We start from the raw sequence: 19,879 nt of genomic DNA, 5'->3' as shown, positions 1-19,879 counted from the left end.
GTAACCTGAACGCGGCATCCAAGCCGCCCTGGTGCCCCGCGCTGTAACCTTTGCGATAAGCCCACTTGAAAAGGCAGACTGACCACGCCGCCAAAACGGCAGCATGCAGAATCCAAAACATTTTCCCGTCCTCGATTCTGTATACGTTCGCGTGAAAGTTGTGAATTTAACAGTCGTAGAACCACGGGTTAATCAACGTGGCGCTCGGGAAAAAGCCGCGCGCTCGGCGAGCGCCCTCAGAGACAGGCATGCACTCGGGAGTTGCGGTTGGACGGATCCCTGCGCTAGCGTCGTCGCGACGTGGGGCAGGGCGGCAACGTCGACCGCGCGCGGCGTACGGCAGCGTGTCGATCGATCGCTCGGCGAGGATGGTCGTCATCGCGCGAGCGCGGCCAAGTTCTTTTCTCAGCGCCTTGCAGTCGCCGCCAGATACCAGATAGCAGAGTCGGATGGTGTTCCATGCCCCAAAATCTTAGCAGAGAGAACAAGACAAGAACAAGCAAGTCTTTTCCGCTGTGCAACGTGCAACAAACTGTACAACACAGTTTGGGCCGTATCTTTAACCTATTGGTATTATGTCGAATTTTTCAGGGAGGGTCGCGCGATGGCGCTCCCTAGCGGAATCGAACCGCTCTCTCCACCGTGAAAGAGATAAGAAGACGTCCATGGCGATCCACTCCTGTCCAAATAGCTGAATTTATTCAACGAATCCTGCCACGACGCATTTTTGATCCTTTCGGCGGTGGCATATGGCCGCACAGTCCGCGATGCGAATCTGGAAAAACGAGAGGCCCGCCGACGCCTGCCACCGCGCGGAAAGCCTCACTACCGCGTGATGGAGGAGGGGCTTCATATCGGCTACCGCCGGCTCAAGAGCGGCGCCGGTAGCTGGGTGGTGCGCAGCTACGTCGGCGATCAAAAGTACGAGGTCGAGACGATCGGGCCGGCTGATGACTTGTCAGACGCCGACGGCGTCAAGATCCTCAGCTTCTCGCAGGCCCAGGCCAAGCGCGCGAGTTGATGGTCGATCGCGCCAACACAGCGGCCGGGAAGACGGGGCCACTTACGGTGAAGGCGGCCGTCAATGCGTACATCGAATTTCTTGAGGCCAAGCGCAAGTCGGCGCAGTTCAGCCGGTATGCCGCGGACACGTTCATCTTGCCCGAGTTCGGCGACATCGAAGTCAAGGACCTGACAAAGGACAGGATCGAGAGCTGGCACCATGCCCTTGCCAGGGCAGGCGCGCGCATCCGGGTGAAGAAGGGCGAGGAGCAGCGCTTCAAGGAGATCACCGATCCGGAGGAGCACCAACGTCGTCGCAAGTCGACCTCAAACCGAATCCTGACCGTCCTCAAGGCTGCACTGAATAAGGCATGGCGGGAGCGGAAGACGTTGACCGATGCGGCATGGCGCGCGGTTGAGCCATTCAAGGGAGTTGACGCCGCGCGCGTGCGGTATCTCGAGATTGCCGAGGTCGTGCGTTTTCTCAACGTCTCTGCGGTCGATTTCCGACGCTTGGCCAGGGGAGGCCTTGAGACAGGCGCGCGCTACGGCGAACTGATCACTCTGCGCGTGACGGACTTCAGTCACAATTCGGGCACCGTGGCGATCCGGAAATCCAAGTCGAGCAAATCGCGCCACATCCACCTGACCGAAGACGCATGGTCGAAAAGCATTACGGCCACTTGGCGCCGAGCTACGTGGCTGATGCGATCCGCGCCGGCGCGCCGAAGTTTGGCGCGATCGAACAGGGCAACGTTGCGCCTCTCGGTGGCCAATGAGCTTGGATCGCTTCAGCGAAGCCCAGATGGAGCAAATCTTAAGCGCCGTTCCTCAAAATAAAGGACGCGTGAAAGCTAGAGTGCTCGCTGCGACGAACGATTATTTACTCTCGCTGCAACGGCCGAATAGAAGGCAAACCTACGAGAAGAAATCGAGCGCCTTGAGGCGGCCCTGTATACGTTGGCCAGCGCCCTGTCAGGGCTCTCCACCGGCGCCGAGGAGCACCTTGCACACCGGCGCAACGATAGCCCCGCCTACGAAGACCCCATCGATCCGTGGGCTGTCGGAATCGCGGTGCATCGCTTTCTGGTCGAAAATAAAGATGGCTTGGTCGACAAGCCCGAGCCTCCTCGATCGGGCCCCATTGCTCATCAACAAAAGCGACTGCTGAATAGCCGTCTCGAGACTGCGTTCGAGATCGGGCACGGCGAGGTACGGCCGCGAAATGGTTTTCCCGAATTTCGCGACCTTTGTATTGAGCCCGCGGTGCTGAAGTTGCGAGGCGCCGGCGCCGGCGCCGCCGCAGGCGTGGGGACCGGTCCAAGACTGGTCCTGGTGGTTCTCACAGACCCAGCCCGTATCCTCGGAACAGATGCAGCGCGCCGTCATGCCACTCTCGAGATTGGCACGCGTTGTGCTTGACAGAAGCGAAAGCGGAGAACGCGCAATGTGAGATAGATCATATCGGTCGGCGCTTTTCGCGCGTAGGCTCTTTCCCGCCGCATTTCGAACGGAGCCCTTTTCCATGCCCACTACTATTGCAACCAAGCATCACATCCCATCATCCCACACATACTTGACCGCCTACGGCTTCCTTCAATTTAAAAAGGTCGAGGTCATTCTGGCTATTTGGGCCGTCACTGTTTTACTGATTGGCGCCTACGCATGTTTCGACTCACGGCAAACATTTCTGAGCGGCTTTGATGTGTCTGTGGTGTCGTTTTGAGGTCGTGAGCAGCAGACAACCTTAAAGTCTCTACCGAATTAGCTTTGGAGCAAAGCAATGTCGGAAGACAATCGCACAAGCTTTCAGGATTTGGACCAAGTTCTATTCAATGCTCAGCTTCGCCGCTCTTCCGATCTCGGATTGTGGCTGAGGCAATACTTTGAGCGTCGTCGCGAAGCTCGTTCGAAAGAAGAGAACTGCATGAGCCCGCCCGAACCCTCGACCGCATCGCCTGACGATCTTGTCAATTGAGGGCACCGACGTGAAACACGTCTACATCTCGAGGCTGATTCGTCACGAACTCGTTCCGATCATCCTGTTCTGCACGATCGGCTTATTGCTGTCGCTGGTTGCGGCGCTCACTCTGGCCGTCGACCTGTCGTCCGTCGTTGGTTTTTTCTGATTCCACTGGGACCATGTCGTCACCGCGCTGGCAAATCTCATTGGAGCGAGGCGGAGACAGAGCTTGCCTGGGCGTTGATGGCACGCAGAGCTTCCGACGCCGAGTTCAGGAAACAGCTCGGGCGATCCAAGCGGTGTGCATTCGCCCGCGTGGCAAGGATCAGCGCCCAGATTCCGGGGGTGCGAACGCGGACGCAGATGGTGAAACTCCCATCATGCCTTGTCGAGATGCGCATCGTCATTCCGAAGTCGGCTTGGGACGACGCCAACCACCGTGCTTTTGCGCCGCGAACGCTGACAGCGTGGCTGTGCCATGATCCGGCGCCGAGGCGTAGCGCTCTCGATCGTAGGAGCGGCCAGGAGCCCGGCCAATGAAACGCCGTCGACGTCTTCGAAAGCGTAACCGGCAGCGGCTAGCGGCACATGCCAGGCGGCTGAGGCGGTGAGACAAGCGAGGCGCGGACCTTCGGGCTCCGCGCCTTTGTCTGCGCCGTTGTTCCGGTCAATTTTGGTCTGAGCGCCCTTCGCTTCATCGTGGCAGTTTGGACCCTTTTTGGCTTTTCACTCATCAACGCCCCCCTCGAACTCCGAAGTTTACAATGAGGCAGCATTGCAGTCGAGTGGAGTCTAAATTGCGGTCCAACGTTAATGAAACCTCCGAGCGTTGCGAAAATGAGACGCACTACAACCGGAGAAGCGGGGATTCACGGTGTTCGATCATGATCCGTTTCTCCCAACCTGTGGATGAGCGGTGGATAATCGCGGCATCAGAACATCGGCGGGCGCAAAGCCGGTGCCAAAAGCGTCGGTTCACTTGTGAAAACAGGGCTTGAGCGACGGCGGGCTGAGAGAGCAACGCGCGGGGCTACGGCTCCACGTTCCCCCTCGATCGCTGTGGCAGATGATAAGTGAATGGATCTAGCGGACCGCCTTTTCCCTGCCGAACCAGCCAGCCTCGATCGACCAGCTTGCGGCACGTCGGGTTGATCCGTTGCTGGGTGCCGCTTTTGCCGAATAGACGCTCGGCCAGCTCGCATTCAGTCTGACCCGGATTTGATCTCAGCTCGCGCCGGATATCGTCTGCCACGCTCATCAAGGTTCTCCGCTTGGGAAGCGGCTCCAGCCGGCGGTGTCACTTTCCGTCCAGTTCAATAAGTTGCTGTTCTAGATCAACAATGATTCGGCGTAGCCTCTCAATTCAGAGTTAGAGGCAGCGTCAGGCTCCGCAGCGAGCCGCTGCTCTACGAGGCGGTATCGCGCGAGCCTGGTCTCGATTCCCGCTCGTCTGTCGAATGGCATGCCTGTAACGTAGCCACCTGACCGTTAAATTCAAATTAGGCTACTCCCGACCGGGGGGCCACATGCCACCAGCAGGCGGCCGAGTCATGGCGGGGCGTTCCAAAAGAGGGGCCTTTGCCAATGAAGCGCCGTCGGCGATCGCATCGGAAACAGAATAGGCAACGGCTGCGGCTCACCGCCGGCGGCTGTCTCGCCAGTCCCAAAAGATACGCCGCCGGGCTCGAAATACACTGTCCCGGCGGCGCCCTGTCTCAAACTGGGGGACTGTAATTCCCAGAACCTGACTATCAGCAGGGGTCATGCCAGGTGCGGCGCAAGCCGACGGTGATCAAACGACCCCCGGCGCTCGGGATAGGAGAACGCCGAAGGCCGCCAACCCGGTGTGGAGGGTTTTCTCTCGGTTGGGCTTTGGGGGCTGGGACCGAGAGTAAGGATTCGACTCTCGCGATCAGCGTTGGTTCCTCGCTCGCCGGCGCCGCGAAGTGGGGAGCAAATAATGAAAGAGGCGGCCAGCACCGGCGGCCTTTACCTCAATGGATCGTGGATGCGGGAATGGTTCCGATCAGTCGCGCAGATTCGTCGTGTACTGTAACCCTACGGCCCGTTTCTGAAGCAATCTTTTGAGCCGCCCTCAAGGCGGCATCGTCATCAGCATATTCGAGGATGATCCCGTAGCCTCGGCCCGAGAAGGCCGACGGATTCGACACGATGATGGTAGCCAATGGTTGCTTTTGGCTCATTGGGCCCGTCGCAGTCCCGGCGATGTCAGCCATTCATTCAAGTGTGCGGTGGTGTCCGCCTGCCGGCCTTTCTTCACGATGGCCTCATGCTCGGGGCCAAGCGGAAGCAGATCGGCATGCACCCGCAGGCGCATTGCCTCATCAGCCAGACGTTCTTCCAGTGATTGATTGTGCTTGGTACGGAGTTGACGCCGCCTCGTCATAGCGCTACTCCCTGCTAGTGTTGGGCGGGAGCGCTAACTCGGGGGCGTTCTCATCACCGATAGTAGCCATAGGGCGGCGCGGTGATGTCTAGTAACGTTTGGACAGAAACCTCGTTCCACCGCGCGATCTCGGAACTCCATTGAGAACTCGGGTCTTCGCTGTTCGTTCGCGGGGACAAAATTCCTTGATATGGACGTAGGGTCAGCTATCCACCTCGGTAGTCTTACTGAGAGCGCGGCCTAACCAATTCAGGCCACGGTCAAAATCAAACTAGGCCACTAGGGGTTAAAACAGGCCAGTACCGTTCCTTGCCCGAGCTTTCACAAGAGCAATGTGCAGGCCGCCGCGATGGTCGGGCGAGAGCACGCACGGGCCAAACCGCACCAGCGGCCTCGCCAGAGTCCTGGCGGGGCCGTGGAACAAACCGGAGTAGCTAGGAATCGATCCTCTGCTCCCGGCATGCGCTCCCCAACCCCGTCGGGAGCATTGGAATGGCGACCTCGGCGCGCCCGACCGCGCTGGGGTCGTTTCCATTAAGGCGGCTTCGGAAAGCAGTGATCATCATGCGTGTCCACACCCGTTTATGGGACACTTGTTGGACACTGCGCGGGATGATGGAGCAAGCCATTGATATATATGGCGCTCCCTAGCGGAATCGAACCGCTCTCTCCACCGTGAAAGGGTGGCGTCCTAACCGATAGACGAAGGGAGCAAAACTCCCGGCAGATCAATACGTTACCCGTGAGATGCGCCGGCCCGGCCACAGCCGGTCAACGGCTGCGACGGGCGAACGTATAGTGGCGATTGGCCGGGTGGGCAAGCGCTCAGGGGGGCCTTTTACCGGCTTGCCGGCGCCGTTGCCGCGACCGTCGATCGCTGCAACCCGCGACGATTCCGCAACCCTTTGTAAAGCTACCGGCTGTAGGGCTGAGCCTTGGGGATGATGTGATGGCTTTCGGGACCAAGAAACGCGAAGTGCGCAAATCGTTGCGCCAATCCGGTTGGATCACGCTGGATGGCGGATTTGCCGCGCGGCCCTGCATGGTCGAGGACATCTCGCCGTCGGGCGCCAAGATCACGGTCGAAGACAACAACACGCTGCCCGCCAGGCTGCGGCTGGCATTCTCGCGTGACGCCCGCACCGGTCGGGCCTGCGAAGTGGTCTGGCGCCGCGGCAAGACCTGCGGCGTCAAATTCGTGAGCTAGCCGGTTCGTGAGCTAGTCTGTTGGGGCGCCGCGCGATAAAAGGCGTGATGCGGAAAACATCCTTCGCCATCATCGCCGTGTTGCTTCCAGCTGCCGCTTTCGCCCAGCAGGGCAACCGCTTGAATCTTCAGACACCAACCGATGCCGGCAAAGCGTTGCCATCGAAAACCACGGCGCGGAGCAATCCCTGCGCGTCGCTCGGACCGGGCTTCGTCAAGCTTGAGGGTACCGACACCTGCGTCAAGCTTGGCGGCAGCATCCGGGTGGATGGAGGCATGTCCGCCCGGCGCTGATTGATCCCAGCCTGCGGCTTAGGATATCGGCGGCGCGACGAAGCGGACGAATCCCGGCCGCTGCGCGATCTCGCCAAACCAGCGCTCCAGATTGGGCAGCTTCGGCTTGCTCATGCCGTCGACGCCGAGCCAGCGCCGCGCGAAGGCACCGATCGCGACGTCAGCGATGGTGAAATGATCTCCCTCGACGAAGCGGCGAGTTGCGACCTGGGCCTCGATAACGCCCCACACCACGGCTTCCGCGTCGACGTCCTTCTGGATCTGCACCATGTCGCGCTTCTCCGGCGGCGTGCGCACCGCGCCCAGAACACCGGGCGATCGACCGGCTGCAGCGTCGACAGCGTCCAGTCGAGCCAGCGGTCGACCGCGGCGCGCGCCTGCGGTGATTGCGGATAGATCGGGGAGCGTTCGCCATAGGCCATGCAGAGATAGCGCATTACCGAATTGGATTCCCACAACACGTAGTCGCCGTCGACCAGCGTCGGCACGCGGCCATTCGGATTCATCGCAAGATATTCGGGCTGATCGTTCTGGCCGAACTGCATGCCGGCATCGATGCGCTGATAGGGCAGGTCGAGCTCGGCCAGGCACCAGAGCACTTTCTGCACGTTGACCGAATTGGCCCGGCCCCAGATCGTCAGTTGCTGCTTGCTGTCAGTCACGCGTTTCTCCGCTGTTGCCGGCGTTCTTAGCGGAGTGTCGCAGGAAAAGCGCGGGGTGAATTGTACCGAGTGCAAAAAAGAGGCCCCGCCGCGGAACGACAGGGCCTCTTGCACCTCAGTCGGTTGTCTGAGCGCGCTGAGCGGTTAACCGAATTCAGCGACCGAAGAACAACCACAACAGGATGATCACCGGGATCGGCACACCCAAAAGCCAAAGCAAAAGTCCTCTTCCCATTGTCGTCTCCTCCATGATGGAAGGGCAACGTCACGGGGGAGCATCAGGTTCCTAACGTGAATCCGGACCGGGTATCGCATGGATACAAGGCGCGCTATTCAGGCTCGAAAACAGCGGAGGAATTTGTTCGGAGCTCACCAGTGACCGGTGTTCGGCATCGAGGTCCACGGCTCCGCCGGCGGCTTCGGGTCGCCCTTCTGCAACAGCTCGATCGAGTGCAGGTCGGGCGAGCGGACGAAGGCCATGTTGCCGTCGCGCGGCGGACGATTGATGGTGACGCCCATCTTCATCAGCTTCTCGCAGGTCGCATAGATGTCATCGACCTCGTAGGCGAGGTGGCCGAAATAACGGTCCTCGCCGTACTTCTCCTCGTCCCAATTGTAGGTGAGTTCGACCAGCGGTGCGCCGCGGGCCTGCGGCTGCGCCTTGAGCAAGTGGAGATCCTCGGGCGCGCAGAGAAACACCAGCGTGAAGCGGGCCTTCTCGTTGTCGATGCGGCGCACTTCCTGCAGCCCCAGCGCGTCTTGATAGAACTTGATCGCCGGCTCGAGGCTGCGGACGCGCAGCATGGTGTGGAGATAGCGCATGGTTGTTGGCTCCCTGGCGTTTTCTGGGGACGGTCTGGTTGAGCGGTTCGGGGCACTCAATAGCAGCAAACGGGGTGTCATGGCAGGGTGTCGCGGTGCTTGCGCGGTGCCGGTGCGGTCACGATTAGGACAGAGCTCGCTTTCCGGCCGTCAGCCCCGACGTGATCGCCCCGCGGCGCACCGCGGGACTTAACGTTCCGTATATAGATTCGGGCGGTACCACGTCGTCAGCGGACCGGTGCCCTGTCGATTGTGCAAAATCGCCGCAAGGAGCCCCGCTCGCGAACCGCCCCGGTTCGCGTCATAATGCTGCAACCGGAAGCTGGCGACGAGAGCGATGAGGAACGGACTTTACTCGGTTCACATGTACATGACGGATGGCGTGAAGGGCCAGGACAGCGGCATCCTGATCCTGCGCGATGGCCTCCTGATCGGCGGTGGTCCACACTTCTGGTCGGTCGGCGCCTACACGGTCGGAGACGGAACCTGGAAGGGGCATCTCCGCACCAACCAGCACACGCCGTTTCCGGATCCGTTCGTCCGGCCGCTGTCGGGCGGGCAGGAGGTCAACAGCGGCTTTTCCGGCACGTTCGGAACTGATGGCGCGGATGCGTTCGGCACCGTGCTGGTGGGGACGCGCAGCCTGAGTTTCCGGGCCACCCTGAAGTGGCTTGCGGAGGCCTGACCGCGGCGCCCGCCCGCCTGTGGATTGCTGCGCAGCAAGATCCCGAATCTGCTCGGCAAATGCGATTTGCAGGGCTGTGGATTTGCTGCGGATAACATCTGGATAAGGTGGTGGATGACTTTCAGCCTCGGCGCATGCCAATGATCCGTTTTCGCAGCGGCGATAACCCTATTCAGTTAGGTTAAGCGCAGGATCGCGTTGCACCGACTTCTGGTTGCGTTACAGATGGCTGCGGGTGACAGCCATGATGCCTTCGTTTCATAGTGCGGATCGACCGACCCACCGACGCGTCCTGGTGGTGGGACTGCTGTTGTGCGCGGTCTTTGTGACGATCAGCTTTTGGCTCCGGCCGCAGCCAGAAACGGACCATGTACTGGTGAAGGCGGACAGGCTGGTCCGCACCGCGGGCGACCCTCACAAGGCCAATTAGTACAAGGCCAATTAGCACAAGGCCAATTGGCAACGCCGCCGCCGACTATTCAGTCCGGCAGCTTCCCGTTCGGATGTTTGTGATACGTCGCAATGCCGACGAAGCCGGCAAAGGCCATCACATTCAGCAGCAGTTCCATCCATGCTGGCATGACGCCAACCTCGCTTCGCGGCGACTCTAAACCCGTAGGTTGTCTTTTTGTTCCGGCGCTAACTGATGGTAGACCTGCGCTATCGCATGGCTGCGGTACCTGAGGTCGGAAGATACCGCGTTCAGAATCCGATCCGCGGGTCGTGCGGTAGGCCGTTGGGCCGATTTGCAACCAACGCCAGGGACGTGCGTTTACACGCCGAACAATGCGAGGAGGTTGTACATGAGAAAGGCATTGGTGGTTCTGGCGGCGGTCGCGACGGTTGGCGCAACGACGTTGAGCGCGCCGGCGCAAGCGCGCGGTATCGGTCCCGGCTTGGCGTTCGGTCTGGCGGCGGGCGCGATCGCGGCTGGCGTTGCGGGCGCCTACGGACCTTATGGATATGGCTATGGCTACGGACCCTATTACGGGGGCGGCTATTATCCGGGATACGCGTATGGTCCGCGCTACTACGGTGCCGGACCGTATGCCTACTACGGCGGTCCGTATTATCGGCACCGCTACTATTATCGTCACTGGTGACGAGACGAGCCCGGAGCATATCGCTCCGGGCTTTTCAATTGCACACTCGTCGCGCTTTAATTCCCGCGCTATGCATCGGTCGCGCGCCAGCAAGCTGTCTTGCGCTAAGCGCTAAGCTCTCTTGCGCTGAAATCCGCTCCAGGCTTCGCCGAGCGTGCTGGCGTAATATTCCTGACGTTCGCGTTCAAATCTTTCCTGCGTCGCCTTGAAGCTGGCAATGCGCGCCGCGATCTCTTCGCGCTCCCGCACGAGGCTGTCTTCCGTCTCGGTCATCGCTCATCCTGCTTGTGGTCCTATCCCGTGCGCATAGGCGTGCGCGATTTGGGCGCCAATGCGGAACGGGCGTTGCAGGAATGTGATGAAGCGAAGGCGGTGGATCAGGTCCGCGCCGCCTTGTCGCTCGCACCGCTTCCCGCTAGCCAAAAGAAAACGGGAGGCCGCGATGGCAAAGATCGATCTGGACGCATTGAGCATCGAAGAACTCGCAAGCCTGCGCGATCAGGCGACCGAAAAGCTTTACGAGAAAGTTGCCGCGCGGCAGGCGGAACTCGAAGCCGAGCTTCTCAAGGTCGCGCAGTATGCAAGGCCGGCGAAGAAACTGCCGGCGGCGCCGATCGCCAAGGTCAGGAAGAGCGACGAGGTCGATCCGCCGAAGGAGCAGGTCGCCAAAGCGGCGTGATGGATGCGGAGCGTCGCCGCCGCGCTTCGATCTCACGACCGGTTGAACCGTGCTATAGTCGGCGCCGCCAACCGGACAATTTCCAGTGATTGCAAAAGACGTGATTGCAAAGGACTTGCGTAGCGGCGTCGAGCAACTCGGCAACATGATCGCCGAGGCGTCCTCCATCGTTCCCTTTACCGGAGCCGGCATCTCCACGGAGTGCGGTATTCCCGACTTTCGATCGCCCGGCGGGATCTGGACCCGCAACCGGCCGATCCCGTTCGACGAATTTGTCGCCAGCCAGGACGCGCGCGACGAGTCATGGCGGCGCCGCTTCGCGATGGAACCGACCTTCGCGGCGGCTATGCCCGGTCGCGGGCACCGCGCACTTGCCGCACTCTATCGTGCCGGCAAGGTTCCCGGCATCATCACCCAGAACATCGACAATTTGCAACAGGCGTCGGGCTTCAAGGCCGATGACGTCATCGAACTTCATGGCAACACGACCTATGCGCGCTGCATCGGCTGCGCCAAGGCGTACGATCTGTCGTGGGTGAAGCGGCGCTTCGACGCAAGCGGCAGTGCGCCCGACTGTGCGGACTGCGGTGATCCCGTCAAGACCGCGACGATCTCGTTCGGGCAGGCGATGCCGGAAGACGAGATGCACCGTGCGACGGAACTCGCGCAGCATTGCGGTCTGTTTCTGGCGATCGGATCGTCGCTGGTGGTGTGGCCGGCTGCGGGCTTTCCGATGATGGCGAAGAACTGCGGCGCGCGGCTCGTGATCATCAACAACGAGCCGACCGATCAGGACGAAATTGCCGATCTCGTGATCCGCCACGACATCGGTGAGGCGCTCGGTCCGTTCGTAGGTAACTGATGCCTATTTGATTCGCGGCTGTGCAAGCCTGTTCATAGTTCCCGGCAGATTCGTTTTTTTAGCTATGCGCCGCAGGCGGGAGTGTTATCTTTTGATTCGAGAGATTCGCGCAGTGTTATCGTGAGTTGGTCGGATAGCAGCGTGTTGAAGCTTCGCCGCAGCGACGGCAAATTACAATTGATGTGTGGGGTCCGGGGTCATGGGGTCGGACGGATTTGAGTCCAAGAAGCTCGGCGGACCGCCGGGTGCGTCAGGACAAAGCAGACTTGGACCGGGTGAATATGCGAGCGGCATGCCGCGCGACCCGGCGATCGAGGCCTTCTCCGGCCTTGGCGATGCGGCGGCCAATCTCGTTGAAATCGCCGGCGTCATCAAATGGTTCGACGCCTCCAAGGGCTACGGCTTCATCGTTCCCGACAATGGCTGGCCGGACGTGCTGCTGCACGTGACGGTGCTGCGGCGCGACGGATATCAGACCGCCTATGAAGGTGCGCGCCTCGTCGTCGAATGTGTGCAGCGCGCCAAGGGCTACCAGGCCTTCCGCATCGTCTCGATGGACGAGTCGACCGCGATCCATCCGGCGCAGATGCTGCCGCCGCGGACTCACGTCACGGTCACCGCGACCAGCGGGCTCGAGCGCGCCCAGGTCAAGTGGTTCAACCGGCTGCGTGGCTTCGGCTTCCTGACCTGCGGGGAGGGATCGCCTGACATCTTCGTCCATATGGAGACGCTGCGCCGCTTCGGCATGACCGAGCTGCGTCCCGGCCAGTATGTACTGGTGCGCTTCGGGCCCGGCTCCAAGGGCATGATGGCGGCCGAAATTCACCCCGAGAGCGGTGCGTCGGCGCTGTCGTCGCACTAGCCCCGACACGCCTCCGTTCGGTCATCCCTGACGGAAATGTGAGTCGCCGGGCTGCCTGCAAGGCTCTGGCATTTGGCGCAATCGCCGGGTTACGGTCCGCCGGAAAATTTCTCTGGCGTGAGTATCTCTGCATGAATCTCGATCGCATCGTTGGGCGCCTTCGCCCGTGGCTATTGGCCTCGCTCGTCGTCGTGTTCGGCGCGCTGGCCGGTACCGGCGCGCAGGCCGCAACCTTCGCGCCGCTCGAGATCGTGACCAAATCAGGCGTCCACGTGTTCTCGGTAGAGATGGCGACCACGGAGCAGGAGAAGGAAACCGGCCTGATGTACCGCAAGGAGCTGGCGGACAGCAAAGGCATGCTGTTCGACTTCTCGCCGGAGCAGGAAGTGTCGATGTGGATGAAGAACACCTATGTCTCGCTCGACATGATCTTCATCCGCGCCGATGGCCGCATCCTGCGGATCGCCGAGAACACCGAGCCATTGTCGACCAGGATCATCCCGTCGCGCGGGCTGGCGAAGGGCGTGCTGGAGGTGGTGGCGGGGACCGCGCAGAAATACGGCATCCGGCCCGGCGACCGGGTCGGGCATCCGCTGTTCAACGGGCATTGAATGGCCTGAACCGGTGCCTTGCTGGCGCCGGTTTATGCGTGTATCGACATGGCTTCTCGGAAACCTCGGGGTATAGCGCAGCCTGGTAGCGCGGCAGTTTTGGGTACTGCAGGTCGTTGGTTCGAATCCAGCTGCCCCGACCAATAAAATCAATTACTTAGCGCAAAAGCTCAAATCCACAAATTTAAAGAATCGCCACCGGGTAGCCACCGGGCGTCCAATCGGTGCTCGGAATACATGTTCCTTGGACGATGCATCTGGCAGACCTTCCGGTAGACATAGGTCTCACCCGCCCTTTACCGCTTGCGTCTGACCGTACTATCTTCAGGCATCGAACGGACACCAAAAATAATTTGCGGCGGCATTTAGTGTCACCGCCAACAATCCGTACTACTGGCTATAAACCCGGGCAACGAGCGGCAACACCCGCAACCGGGGCGCGCTGACTGGCTTTAGCCGGGGTGCAGTCTCTTCTCCCCCTCGGGAGCCCACCTTGAATCTTCTCACATTAGAACAGGTCGCCGACCTGACCGGCCTGTCGCGGTCTACGCTCGCCAAGCGCCGATGCGACGGTACGGGGCCTGCATTTTTCAAAATCGGCCGCACCATCAAGTACGGCGCGGAAGATGTGGACGCCTGGATCCTGTCGCGGCGGCGGACATCGACCTGGGACGCCAACGATAACGTGCCGGCCGCCTAGAGCGCACCGGCCAAGGCCGAGGCGAGATACCTCGTCACCCCCCTAATTGGGGAATCTCACATTGCGAATCTTATCCATCCGACCCGCTCCACCGCGCGCATCGACGCTCGCGGCGCCAACGACAACACCAAGCCGGAGGTGGCGGCGTGAGCGACATCATCCAATTGCGAACCCGAGCCAAGGCCCTTTGGCTACTCAAGGATCGCCTAGCACGACCACCCCCCGCCGAGTGCCACCGCGCCAAAGGCGCAACCCCAACATATTTTTCGCGTCCCGTTTAGTGGAGGCCAGCAAAAACTCCACTGACTCTATATACGCCAACCGATGGGGGACGTGATGCAGACTCAGTCCGTGACTACAAAGAGCAAGCCGCAACAGCAAGCTCCAAAGCCCAAACCTCAGTGGGATGTCAGGTTCGAGCCCCATCCCGTTCTCGGGGCGCCGTTCATGGTGCCGGTCGTCTTTTGATCATCCTCGCCGCTGCCTAACATTTAAGGATTCAGATGAGAATTATTGAACTGCGCCCGCCCCGGCCTGGTGCGGCTGCAGGTGCTATCGCTCATGTCGATATAGAATTTGATCCCGGCATCAGACTCTACGGTCTGCGCGTGTCGCGCGCTCCAGACGGTTCGTTCAGAGTGTTTGGACTCAGCAACGACCATGGCCGGACATGTGCGTTCGATCGCGATGCGATCGAAGCCATTGCCAACGCTACCCTGAAATTTATGACCATGAACGGACCTTCGCACAATGCGCGCCTCGCAGCCCGATAAGCCCTTCACAGCGACTCCATTCGTCTACAAAGATCCTACGACGCTGCCACCTATTGGCATGACCGTAGATTCGCCGGCCTTTGAAGAGATCGATCCCGAGATCCTCAGGATTGTGAGGCAGTCCATCGCCGCACGCGAGCTTGTTGAGGTCGAGATCGCACCGGCCAATGACAACCGGCCGTCCGCATTCATCGACGCGCAGACGTTGCTTGGTCTGGAATTCGAGCCGATCAAATATGTCATTCCGGGCTACGTCGCGGAAGGTCTGACCATCCTTGGGGGACGGCCAAAACTTGGCAAATCGTGGCTAGCGTTAGACTGGGTAGTCGCGGTGGCGAGCGGTGGTTTATCGCTCGGTGCTAGATGCGAACAAGGTGACGCATTTTATCTCGCCCTTGAGGACAACCAGCGCCGCTTACAGGACCGCCTTCGAGTAGTGTTGCCAAGGCTGAAATCACTGCGGCCCGACTTGTCCCGTCTGTCGCTTCTGACCGAGGCGCCGAAAATCGGTGAGGGGTTGATTGAAGCGTTGGACACTTGGCGCACCCGCGCTGAGGATCCGCGCCTTATCGTAGTGGACACACTCGCCATGGTGCGACCCCCGAAGGGACGTAACCAGGACTCCTATGCGGCGGACTACGCCGCTCTCTCGCCGCTGCAACAATATGCCGGCGCGCACCGGCTTGCCGTTGTGGTGGTGACGCACGTCCGCAAAATGGAGGCCAGCGACCCACTCGAAATGATATCGGGAACCAATGGCCTCACCGGTGCGGCCGACTCAATCATGGTGTTGGACCGCTCCGCAGACGGACCCAAGCTATATGGCCGAGGCCGCGACGTGGAGGAGGTGGAGAAAGCCCTCAAGTTCGACGGTGGTAAGTGGTCCGTGCTCGGCAATGCGGATGACGTGAAGCGTTCCGACGAGCGGCGCAAGATCATTGAGGCACTTGGGAACTACCGTTCCAAGCTATCTCCCAAAGAGATCGCCGAGGCCGCTGGCATGAAGGTAAACAACGTCAACCACCTGTTGCTCAAGATGGTGAAGGCCGGCGAAGTCGTGAAAGACGGCTATGGGACATACTCTTACCTGTACCCCGGTCATAGTGGTCCAACCGATCAGAGTCCCTCGACACTATATTTAGGTAAGAGTGATCAGAATGAAGAAGAGAGAGGATAGTTAGAATCTAGATTCTGATCACTTGGACCGGTCTGACCGGGGTACACTGAGCGTCACCGGCTGACCATGGGACAGGGGGCATCCCGAACTCTGCCCATTACCGGCGACGACCCGTGCTTCAATGAACCAACCATAATCGCCCTCATTTTTTGTCTCTGCATTCAAGGCGCCCCCTGCACCACAGCGGCCACCAGTACGCGCCTGTAGCAGGGGTACACGGTAGCGGCCAACCCAAACCAATGCGCGCACGCCACGCGTTGCGCCCGTCGTACCATTCTCCCATTAGAGCCGCACCAAGACGGCCCAGCACATCTCCGGAGCCACCATTGAAACACGATAACGACAACGCCGACCACCATACCGCGCCGATCATCACACGCCTGCGCCGCGCGGGGCGGTACGGAGACCTTGGCAACCTGGTCCGTTTCTCCGGGCCGGATCAGGTATCGCAGCATGCCGACAATGAGGACGTGGCAGAGGGTTACGGGATCGATACTGTTTACGAAATCCGCCCGACCGAAGGCGAGATCGCCCGCGCCTGTATGAAACCGGATCCTACCGGCAACATCGGCCTAAGGTTCGATAGCCGAGGCAGGATTACGGCCTGGCGCGCGCACGATGCCAAGGGCGACGCTGTCCTAGCCGAGGATGGTGAGGAACGGTGGTTTCCCGCGCGTGAGGGCTACCGGCAGAGCAAAGGATCTCGCCGAAGGTCACTAACCGAGTTGGCAGAGGAGAGCGCCCAGCACCTGTCCCTGCGCGGTTCTGGGGGCTTTCTGGAGCGGTCAACATACGTCGAGCGCAACAGCGGCGGCGCCGATTATTGGCGCATGCGCCACGCCCACATGCTTGATGCGATGGGCGGCCACTGCGATATGCGCCGTAGGGAGATAGATCGCCTCGGGATTGGCTACCGGCACGCATTCGACGCAGCACGCCGCACCGTTGGCCTGGCGCCCGCCGAGCATTGCCCGACAGTAGTTGCGCGCGGTGCATCCTTTCTGGCCGGCAAGACCAAAAGGAACGCCCTTGCCACTGAGGGATCGTTTGTCGGCGCTCCCGACGCCGCAGAAAACGCAATCGTTGCGGCCATGGACGCGCCCAAGATCGGGGCCAGCCTTGGCGATAACGCGGCCGTGTTGGGCGACTCCCTTGATGGCATGACGGCGCGCGAGATCGCTGCCAAACGCGGTTGGGGCAACAGCAAGGCGGCCGAGCAACGGGCGGTGAGGGCGCAGGATAGGGCACTCAGCGCGCTTGCAGATGCGCAAAAGCAGGCAGCGTAAATTATTCTGGTCGGAGTGCTGCCTCCGGGGCGCTTCGGAACGTAACTTATTGAAGGCTGCAATTTGTAGCCTGCGCGCTCCCGCCTGGCGCCGGTTTCGGCCGGCGTCCTTTTTCGCGGCCATTGAGCCGTGATGCCGCTGCGCGCCGGCTTAGTTTGCCGTCAATCTCACAATTTCTGAAATTTAGGAAACATCAAATGGATTCTGATAACGCGGGCGTCGTCACCGTGAGCGCGGGCTAAGGCCGTGCGCAAAAGCGAATTCTCAAGCCTGGCCGCTCGACGGCTTGGCGTGCGGCCGACGCGCCTGGCCAACCTCACGCAACGGTTAGCCGAGGCCGGCCTCGTTCACACTAGCTCGGGGCCGCCATGGGCCGACGTCTCGCCGATCGAGGCCGCGAGAATGATGATCGTCGCCATCTGCGACGAGGGCCTGTCTGCCGCACCGAACGCCGTCACCCGTTTCGGCAAGCTGGTGGGTCCGAACGAAATCATCTTCGAGGAAGCGTTGGCCCACGCCTTATCGCGACCTGACGCGTTGCCGCCAAAGTTTTCATCGCTGGAGTTGCACTGTACCGATCATCCGTATGCAGTGCTTTCCGTGATGACCGCTGACGGAATGCGTACTTCAGTGTTCGGCGATCTGCCCGAAGTGGAAACCGTCGACCGGCTCGTCAGCGTTAGCGGCTCAACGCTATTCGCAATCGCTAGCGAGCTTGCCGGGAAGTCGGTGGCTGATGTCGATCACATGCTGAAGGGGACGAAGTAATGCCGATCGGCAGGCTTGCAGATTTTAATCTGTTGCACGGCTTTGGCTTCATCCAGCCGGACGATGGCGGCAACGACGTTTTCGTGAAGCTTGAGCAGCTGACAGCAGTCGGAATTCCGTTCCCGAAAATCGGTGTGCCGCTGAGTTTCCGGATCACGGAGCACGAAGGCGGCAGGCGCAATGCGGCTGACGTCGCTGTGTTTGAACCCAGCGCATAACCATTAACCTACCCATCCACACAAACTATTAGGAGCAAATCACTTTGCCAAAAAAGTCTGAGCTAACAACGCAAGATCCTATCGACAAACTGTCCCCACACTATAGCAGCCTCCTGCAGCGTAACGCCGCACTACGCGCCCGCTCTGATGAGCTTCGTGCCGAGATTGGCGGCAACATGACGACGCACGTGACCACGTTCAACCATGACCGTGTGGTGAAATACAGCGTGACGGAAAGCCTTGGCGCAGAAGCCGCCCGCAACAGCAATTGGGCGACCGAAAACCAGCCCCCGCCCAAAAAGCCCGAGCCAACTGATGCTGAGCGGCTGCGGGCAGAGGCCGTGCGGAAGCTCGTTGGCGATCTCGTTCCCGAGCCCAAGGAAGAAATCGCTCCCATCGTGCCATCGTGGAAGCATGAGGCTCGATATAACCAGATTGCGAGCGAGCAAGCGGCTATTACCGAATCTCTTAATTTGCTCGCGCCAGAAATCGAAAGGGCGAGGCAGGAGCACTCAAAGCAGGTGGTGGCACTGCGCGCCAAGGAATACGAAAATATTGCGCTTGATATCGTAGATGCCGCTCTGACGCTGAATTCCGCGTTGGCAGCTCAATATGACTTCGTCAATGATTTGAGGCTGAGCGGGGTTGAGTGGCGCCGTCATCTAAGAACACTAAACATTACCGCATTTGGCGATCTCGCCGAAACGTCAAGCCCGTTAAAAATGCTTGTCAACGACGCGGTTGAAAAAGGCCTCTGCGATGGCAGCAAAATTCCAAGTAATCGTCTTCCGGCAAATTATCAAAATTTGATTTAGTAGGAGATTTCTGATGACCAAGAAGAATAGATCAACGGCTGCATTGCTCGAAGAAGCCGCAGTTGCGCTTGAGAAACAAAAAGCGGAACTAAAAAAACTCAGGCCACTGAGCCGAGCCGTGAGCTGCGCTGTGCAATAGGCCGAGGGCTTCTGAAGAGAATGAAAAGAGAGCGATCAAGCCGATCAAATTTAGATCACGCTCGTCGAGCCAAATTATTCCGTATATCGCTCTTTACGAACGACCAAAAACGATGTTCGACAAGAAAGTGAAGCTTCCGATCAGATCGATCATTGTTGGTCCGCACGATTACCAAGACAGTCAGCGTGCCGCACTGGAACTTCTTCTTGAGCAAGCCGGTCTTGATGTCCCTGTTCGAGTTTCGAAGATACCGTTCAGGGTTTATTGCACGGAGCGAAAAGCATGTATCGGTGCTTCGTCTGCGATCAGATGTTTGAATTCGGAAAGCGCGCCGGAGTGTATGACGGCCGCGTGGTGCAAGGATGGAATAAGCAGATGATTTGCCACAAATTCGAAGGCAGCAACTGGGACGGCATCGTGCCGACGCCGAAGCTGCTCAGCAAGTTTGAGGAAGAGGGCCTCAAAGTCGACTATAACGCCAAGGGCTTCATCATCATCCCGGCAATTTTGTTGACGTAGCCATCCGGCAATTTGGCTAACTGATCTGCCCCGACGATTTCCCCGGCGATTGCTTGGAACCTACTGCCCCCAGAGAGCAGCGCGTACCTGCGGCATCCCCACAAGGAAAACCCCGCAAGGCGGCGCGGGGTTTTCTGTCGGCAGCAATCGGGATTTAAGGGCCAGCGCTGCCGGCATTGCGATAAACTAGAGATTGTATCGTGAAATGCAACAGCGCCGTCTGAACGGAATATAATCGTCCAGACGACGCCGCGCGAATTACTGGGCCCTTAAATCCCCAGTGTACGTTGGTCGCGCTTGCGGCCGGAAAGGTTCAAGGGAAAGCA

General features: G+C 59.8%; 26 protein-coding genes, 2 tRNA genes and 1 pseudogene. 22 read left to right on the top strand and 7 right to left on the bottom strand.

The window, feature by feature from the left end; translation table 11 throughout:
• The first annotated feature begins 727 nt into the window (after window positions 1-727).
• Both ACP2YO_RS25505 and ACP2YO_RS25500 read left to right on the top strand, forming a co-directional pair.
• Complete coding sequence (locus ACP2YO_RS25505) at window positions 728-1,021, top strand: hypothetical protein (protein WP_426433932.1); 294 nt, start codon at window positions 728-730, stop codon at window positions 1,019-1,021.
• Entirely contained in the window at window positions 1,021-1,842 is an 822-nt protein-coding gene (locus ACP2YO_RS25500; protein ID WP_426433931.1) for a tyrosine-type recombinase/integrase, read from the top strand. The genes ACP2YO_RS25505 and ACP2YO_RS25500 overlap by 1 nt, the downstream gene beginning before the upstream one ends.
• Window positions 1,843-1,977: 135 nt before the next feature.
• Here the strand turns inward: ACP2YO_RS25500 and ACP2YO_RS25495 are convergent, their stop codons facing one another.
• Window positions 1,978-2,391, bottom strand: a complete 414-nt coding sequence (locus ACP2YO_RS25495; protein ID WP_426433930.1) for a hypothetical protein — start codon at window positions 2,389-2,391, stop codon at window positions 1,978-1,980.
• Window positions 2,392-2,785: 394 nt separating this feature from the next.
• On the opposite strand from ACP2YO_RS25495, the gene ACP2YO_RS25490 reads away from it, so the two are divergent.
• Window positions 2,786-2,980 carry a hypothetical protein gene (locus ACP2YO_RS25490; RefSeq protein WP_426433929.1) on the top strand — a complete coding sequence of 65 codons (195 nt, stop codon included), beginning with the start codon at window positions 2,786-2,788 and terminating at the stop codon, window positions 2,978-2,980.
• Window positions 2,981-2,990: 10 nt separating this feature from the next.
• Window positions 2,991-3,131, top strand: a complete 141-nt coding sequence (locus ACP2YO_RS25485; protein WP_426433928.1) for a hypothetical protein — start codon at window positions 2,991-2,993, stop codon at window positions 3,129-3,131.
• Between the two features lie 1,828 nt (window positions 3,132-4,959).
• Here the strand turns inward: ACP2YO_RS25485 and ACP2YO_RS25480 are convergent.
• From ACP2YO_RS25480 to ACP2YO_RS25470, 3 genes are all read right to left on the bottom strand, one after another.
• Complete coding sequence (locus ACP2YO_RS25480; protein ID WP_426433927.1) at window positions 4,960-5,169, bottom strand: hypothetical protein; 210 nt, start codon at window positions 5,167-5,169, stop codon at window positions 4,960-4,962.
• Window positions 5,166-5,372 carry a hypothetical protein gene (locus ACP2YO_RS25475; protein ID WP_426433926.1) on the bottom strand — a complete coding sequence of 69 codons (207 nt, stop codon included), beginning with the start codon at window positions 5,370-5,372 and terminating at the stop codon, window positions 5,166-5,168. The genes ACP2YO_RS25480 and ACP2YO_RS25475 overlap by 4 nt, the downstream gene beginning before the upstream one ends.
• Before the next feature lie 638 nt (window positions 5,373-6,010).
• Window positions 6,011-6,085 (bottom strand) — tRNA-Glu (locus ACP2YO_RS25470).
• A gap of 236 nt (window positions 6,086-6,321) precedes the next feature.
• Between ACP2YO_RS25470 and ACP2YO_RS25465 the strand changes: the two genes are divergently transcribed.
• Window positions 6,322-6,579, top strand: a complete 258-nt coding sequence (locus ACP2YO_RS25465) for a PilZ domain-containing protein (RefSeq protein WP_426433925.1) — start codon at window positions 6,322-6,324, stop codon at window positions 6,577-6,579.
• A 20-nt stretch (window positions 6,580-6,599) separates the two neighbouring features.
• Window positions 6,600-6,872 (top strand): porin, encoded by a 273-nt coding sequence (locus ACP2YO_RS25460; RefSeq protein WP_426433924.1) that lies wholly within the window; start codon window positions 6,600-6,602, stop codon window positions 6,870-6,872.
• 18 nt (window positions 6,873-6,890) lie between these two features.
• On the opposite strand, the pseudogene ACP2YO_RS25455 reads toward ACP2YO_RS25460, so the two are convergent.
• Both ACP2YO_RS25455 and ACP2YO_RS25450 read right to left on the bottom strand, forming a co-directional pair.
• A pseudogene (locus tag ACP2YO_RS25455) lies at window positions 6,891-7,534 on the bottom strand (glutathione S-transferase family protein).
• 369 nt (window positions 7,535-7,903) lie between these two features.
• A complete protein-coding gene (locus ACP2YO_RS25450; RefSeq protein WP_426433923.1) occupies window positions 7,904-8,356 on the bottom strand; it encodes a VOC family protein in 453 nt (150 codons plus the stop codon).
• Between the two features lie 337 nt (window positions 8,357-8,693).
• Between ACP2YO_RS25450 and ACP2YO_RS25445 the strand changes: the two genes are divergently transcribed.
• Window positions 8,694-9,041, top strand: a complete 348-nt coding sequence (locus tag ACP2YO_RS25445; RefSeq protein ID WP_426433922.1) for a GrlR family regulatory protein — start codon at window positions 8,694-8,696, stop codon at window positions 9,039-9,041.
• A gap of 803 nt (window positions 9,042-9,844) precedes the next feature.
• Complete coding sequence (locus ACP2YO_RS25440; protein WP_426433921.1) at window positions 9,845-10,144, top strand: hypothetical protein; 300 nt, start codon at window positions 9,845-9,847, stop codon at window positions 10,142-10,144.
• Window positions 10,145-10,255: 111 nt separating this feature from the next.
• On the opposite strand, the gene ACP2YO_RS25435 is transcribed toward ACP2YO_RS25440, so the two are convergent.
• A complete protein-coding gene (locus tag ACP2YO_RS25435; protein WP_426433920.1) occupies window positions 10,256-10,417 on the bottom strand; it encodes a hypothetical protein in 162 nt (53 codons plus the stop codon).
• Window positions 10,418-10,586: 169 nt separating this feature from the next.
• Here ACP2YO_RS25435 and ACP2YO_RS25430 point away from each other — a divergent pair, with 169 nt between their 5' ends.
• The 14 genes from ACP2YO_RS25430 to ACP2YO_RS25365 all read left to right on the top strand — a co-directional run bounded on the left by ACP2YO_RS25430 (window position 10,587) and on the right by ACP2YO_RS25365 (window position 19,553).
• Window positions 10,587-10,823 carry a hypothetical protein gene (locus tag ACP2YO_RS25430; RefSeq protein WP_426433919.1) on the top strand — a complete coding sequence of 79 codons (237 nt, stop codon included), beginning with the start codon at window positions 10,587-10,589 and terminating at the stop codon, window positions 10,821-10,823.
• Window positions 10,824-10,923: 100 nt separating this feature from the next.
• On the top strand, window positions 10,924-11,685 hold the full coding sequence (locus tag ACP2YO_RS25425) for an SIR2 family NAD-dependent protein deacylase (RefSeq protein ID WP_426443313.1): 762 nt from the start codon (window positions 10,924-10,926) through the stop codon (window positions 11,683-11,685).
• Between the two features lie 199 nt (window positions 11,686-11,884).
• The gene (locus ACP2YO_RS25420) at window positions 11,885-12,547 is read left to right on the top strand and encodes a cold-shock protein (protein WP_426433918.1); all 663 of its coding nucleotides are present in this window, start codon (window positions 11,885-11,887) and stop codon (window positions 12,545-12,547) included.
• A 131-nt stretch (window positions 12,548-12,678) separates the two neighbouring features.
• Window positions 12,679-13,158 carry a DUF192 domain-containing protein gene (locus ACP2YO_RS25415; protein WP_426433917.1) on the top strand — a complete coding sequence of 160 codons (480 nt, stop codon included), beginning with the start codon at window positions 12,679-12,681 and terminating at the stop codon, window positions 13,156-13,158.
• A gap of 66 nt (window positions 13,159-13,224) precedes the next feature.
• Window positions 13,225-13,301, top strand: a tRNA-Pro gene (locus tag ACP2YO_RS25410).
• A gap of 350 nt (window positions 13,302-13,651) precedes the next feature.
• Window positions 13,652-13,858: a helix-turn-helix transcriptional regulator gene (locus ACP2YO_RS25405; RefSeq protein ID WP_426433916.1), complete on the top strand. Its 207-nt coding sequence runs from the start codon at window positions 13,652-13,654 to the stop codon at window positions 13,856-13,858.
• A gap of 503 nt (window positions 13,859-14,361) precedes the next feature.
• Window positions 14,362-14,631, top strand: coding sequence for a hypothetical protein (locus tag ACP2YO_RS25400; RefSeq protein ID WP_426433915.1), 270 nt, complete (start codon window positions 14,362-14,364; stop codon window positions 14,629-14,631).
• Window positions 14,609-15,808: an AAA family ATPase gene (locus ACP2YO_RS25395; RefSeq protein ID WP_426433914.1), complete on the top strand. Its 1,200-nt coding sequence runs from the start codon at window positions 14,609-14,611 to the stop codon at window positions 15,806-15,808. Before ACP2YO_RS25400 ends, ACP2YO_RS25395 begins: the two co-directional genes overlap by 23 nt.
• Before the next feature lie 326 nt (window positions 15,809-16,134).
• Window positions 16,135-17,094 (top strand): hypothetical protein, encoded by a 960-nt coding sequence (locus ACP2YO_RS25390; protein WP_426433913.1) that lies wholly within the window; start codon window positions 16,135-16,137, stop codon window positions 17,092-17,094.
• 246 nt (window positions 17,095-17,340) lie between these two features.
• A complete protein-coding gene (locus tag ACP2YO_RS25385; protein WP_426433912.1) occupies window positions 17,341-17,862 on the top strand; it encodes a hypothetical protein in 522 nt (173 codons plus the stop codon).
• Complete coding sequence (locus ACP2YO_RS25380) at window positions 17,862-18,080, top strand: cold shock domain-containing protein (protein ID WP_426433911.1); 219 nt, start codon at window positions 17,862-17,864, stop codon at window positions 18,078-18,080. Before ACP2YO_RS25385 ends, ACP2YO_RS25380 begins: the two co-directional genes overlap by 1 nt.
• Before the next feature lie 44 nt (window positions 18,081-18,124).
• Window positions 18,125-18,895: a hypothetical protein gene (locus ACP2YO_RS25375; protein WP_426433910.1), complete on the top strand. Its 771-nt coding sequence runs from the start codon at window positions 18,125-18,127 to the stop codon at window positions 18,893-18,895.
• 13 nt (window positions 18,896-18,908) lie between these two features.
• Complete coding sequence (locus ACP2YO_RS25370) at window positions 18,909-19,034, top strand: hypothetical protein (RefSeq protein WP_426433909.1); 126 nt, start codon at window positions 18,909-18,911, stop codon at window positions 19,032-19,034.
• 282 nt (window positions 19,035-19,316) lie between these two features.
• Window positions 19,317-19,553 carry a hypothetical protein gene (locus ACP2YO_RS25365; RefSeq protein ID WP_426433908.1) on the top strand — a complete coding sequence of 79 codons (237 nt, stop codon included), beginning with the start codon at window positions 19,317-19,319 and terminating at the stop codon, window positions 19,551-19,553.
• Window positions 19,554-19,879: the final 326 nt, after the last annotated feature.

Origin of the sequence: Bradyrhizobium genosp. P, from assembly GCF_049949265.1 — a bacterium.
Taxonomy (GTDB): domain Bacteria; phylum Pseudomonadota; class Alphaproteobacteria; order Rhizobiales; family Xanthobacteraceae; genus Bradyrhizobium.
The sequence above is the reverse complement of the archived record's forward strand: the minus strand, read 5'-3'. Positions and strand labels throughout refer to the sequence as shown.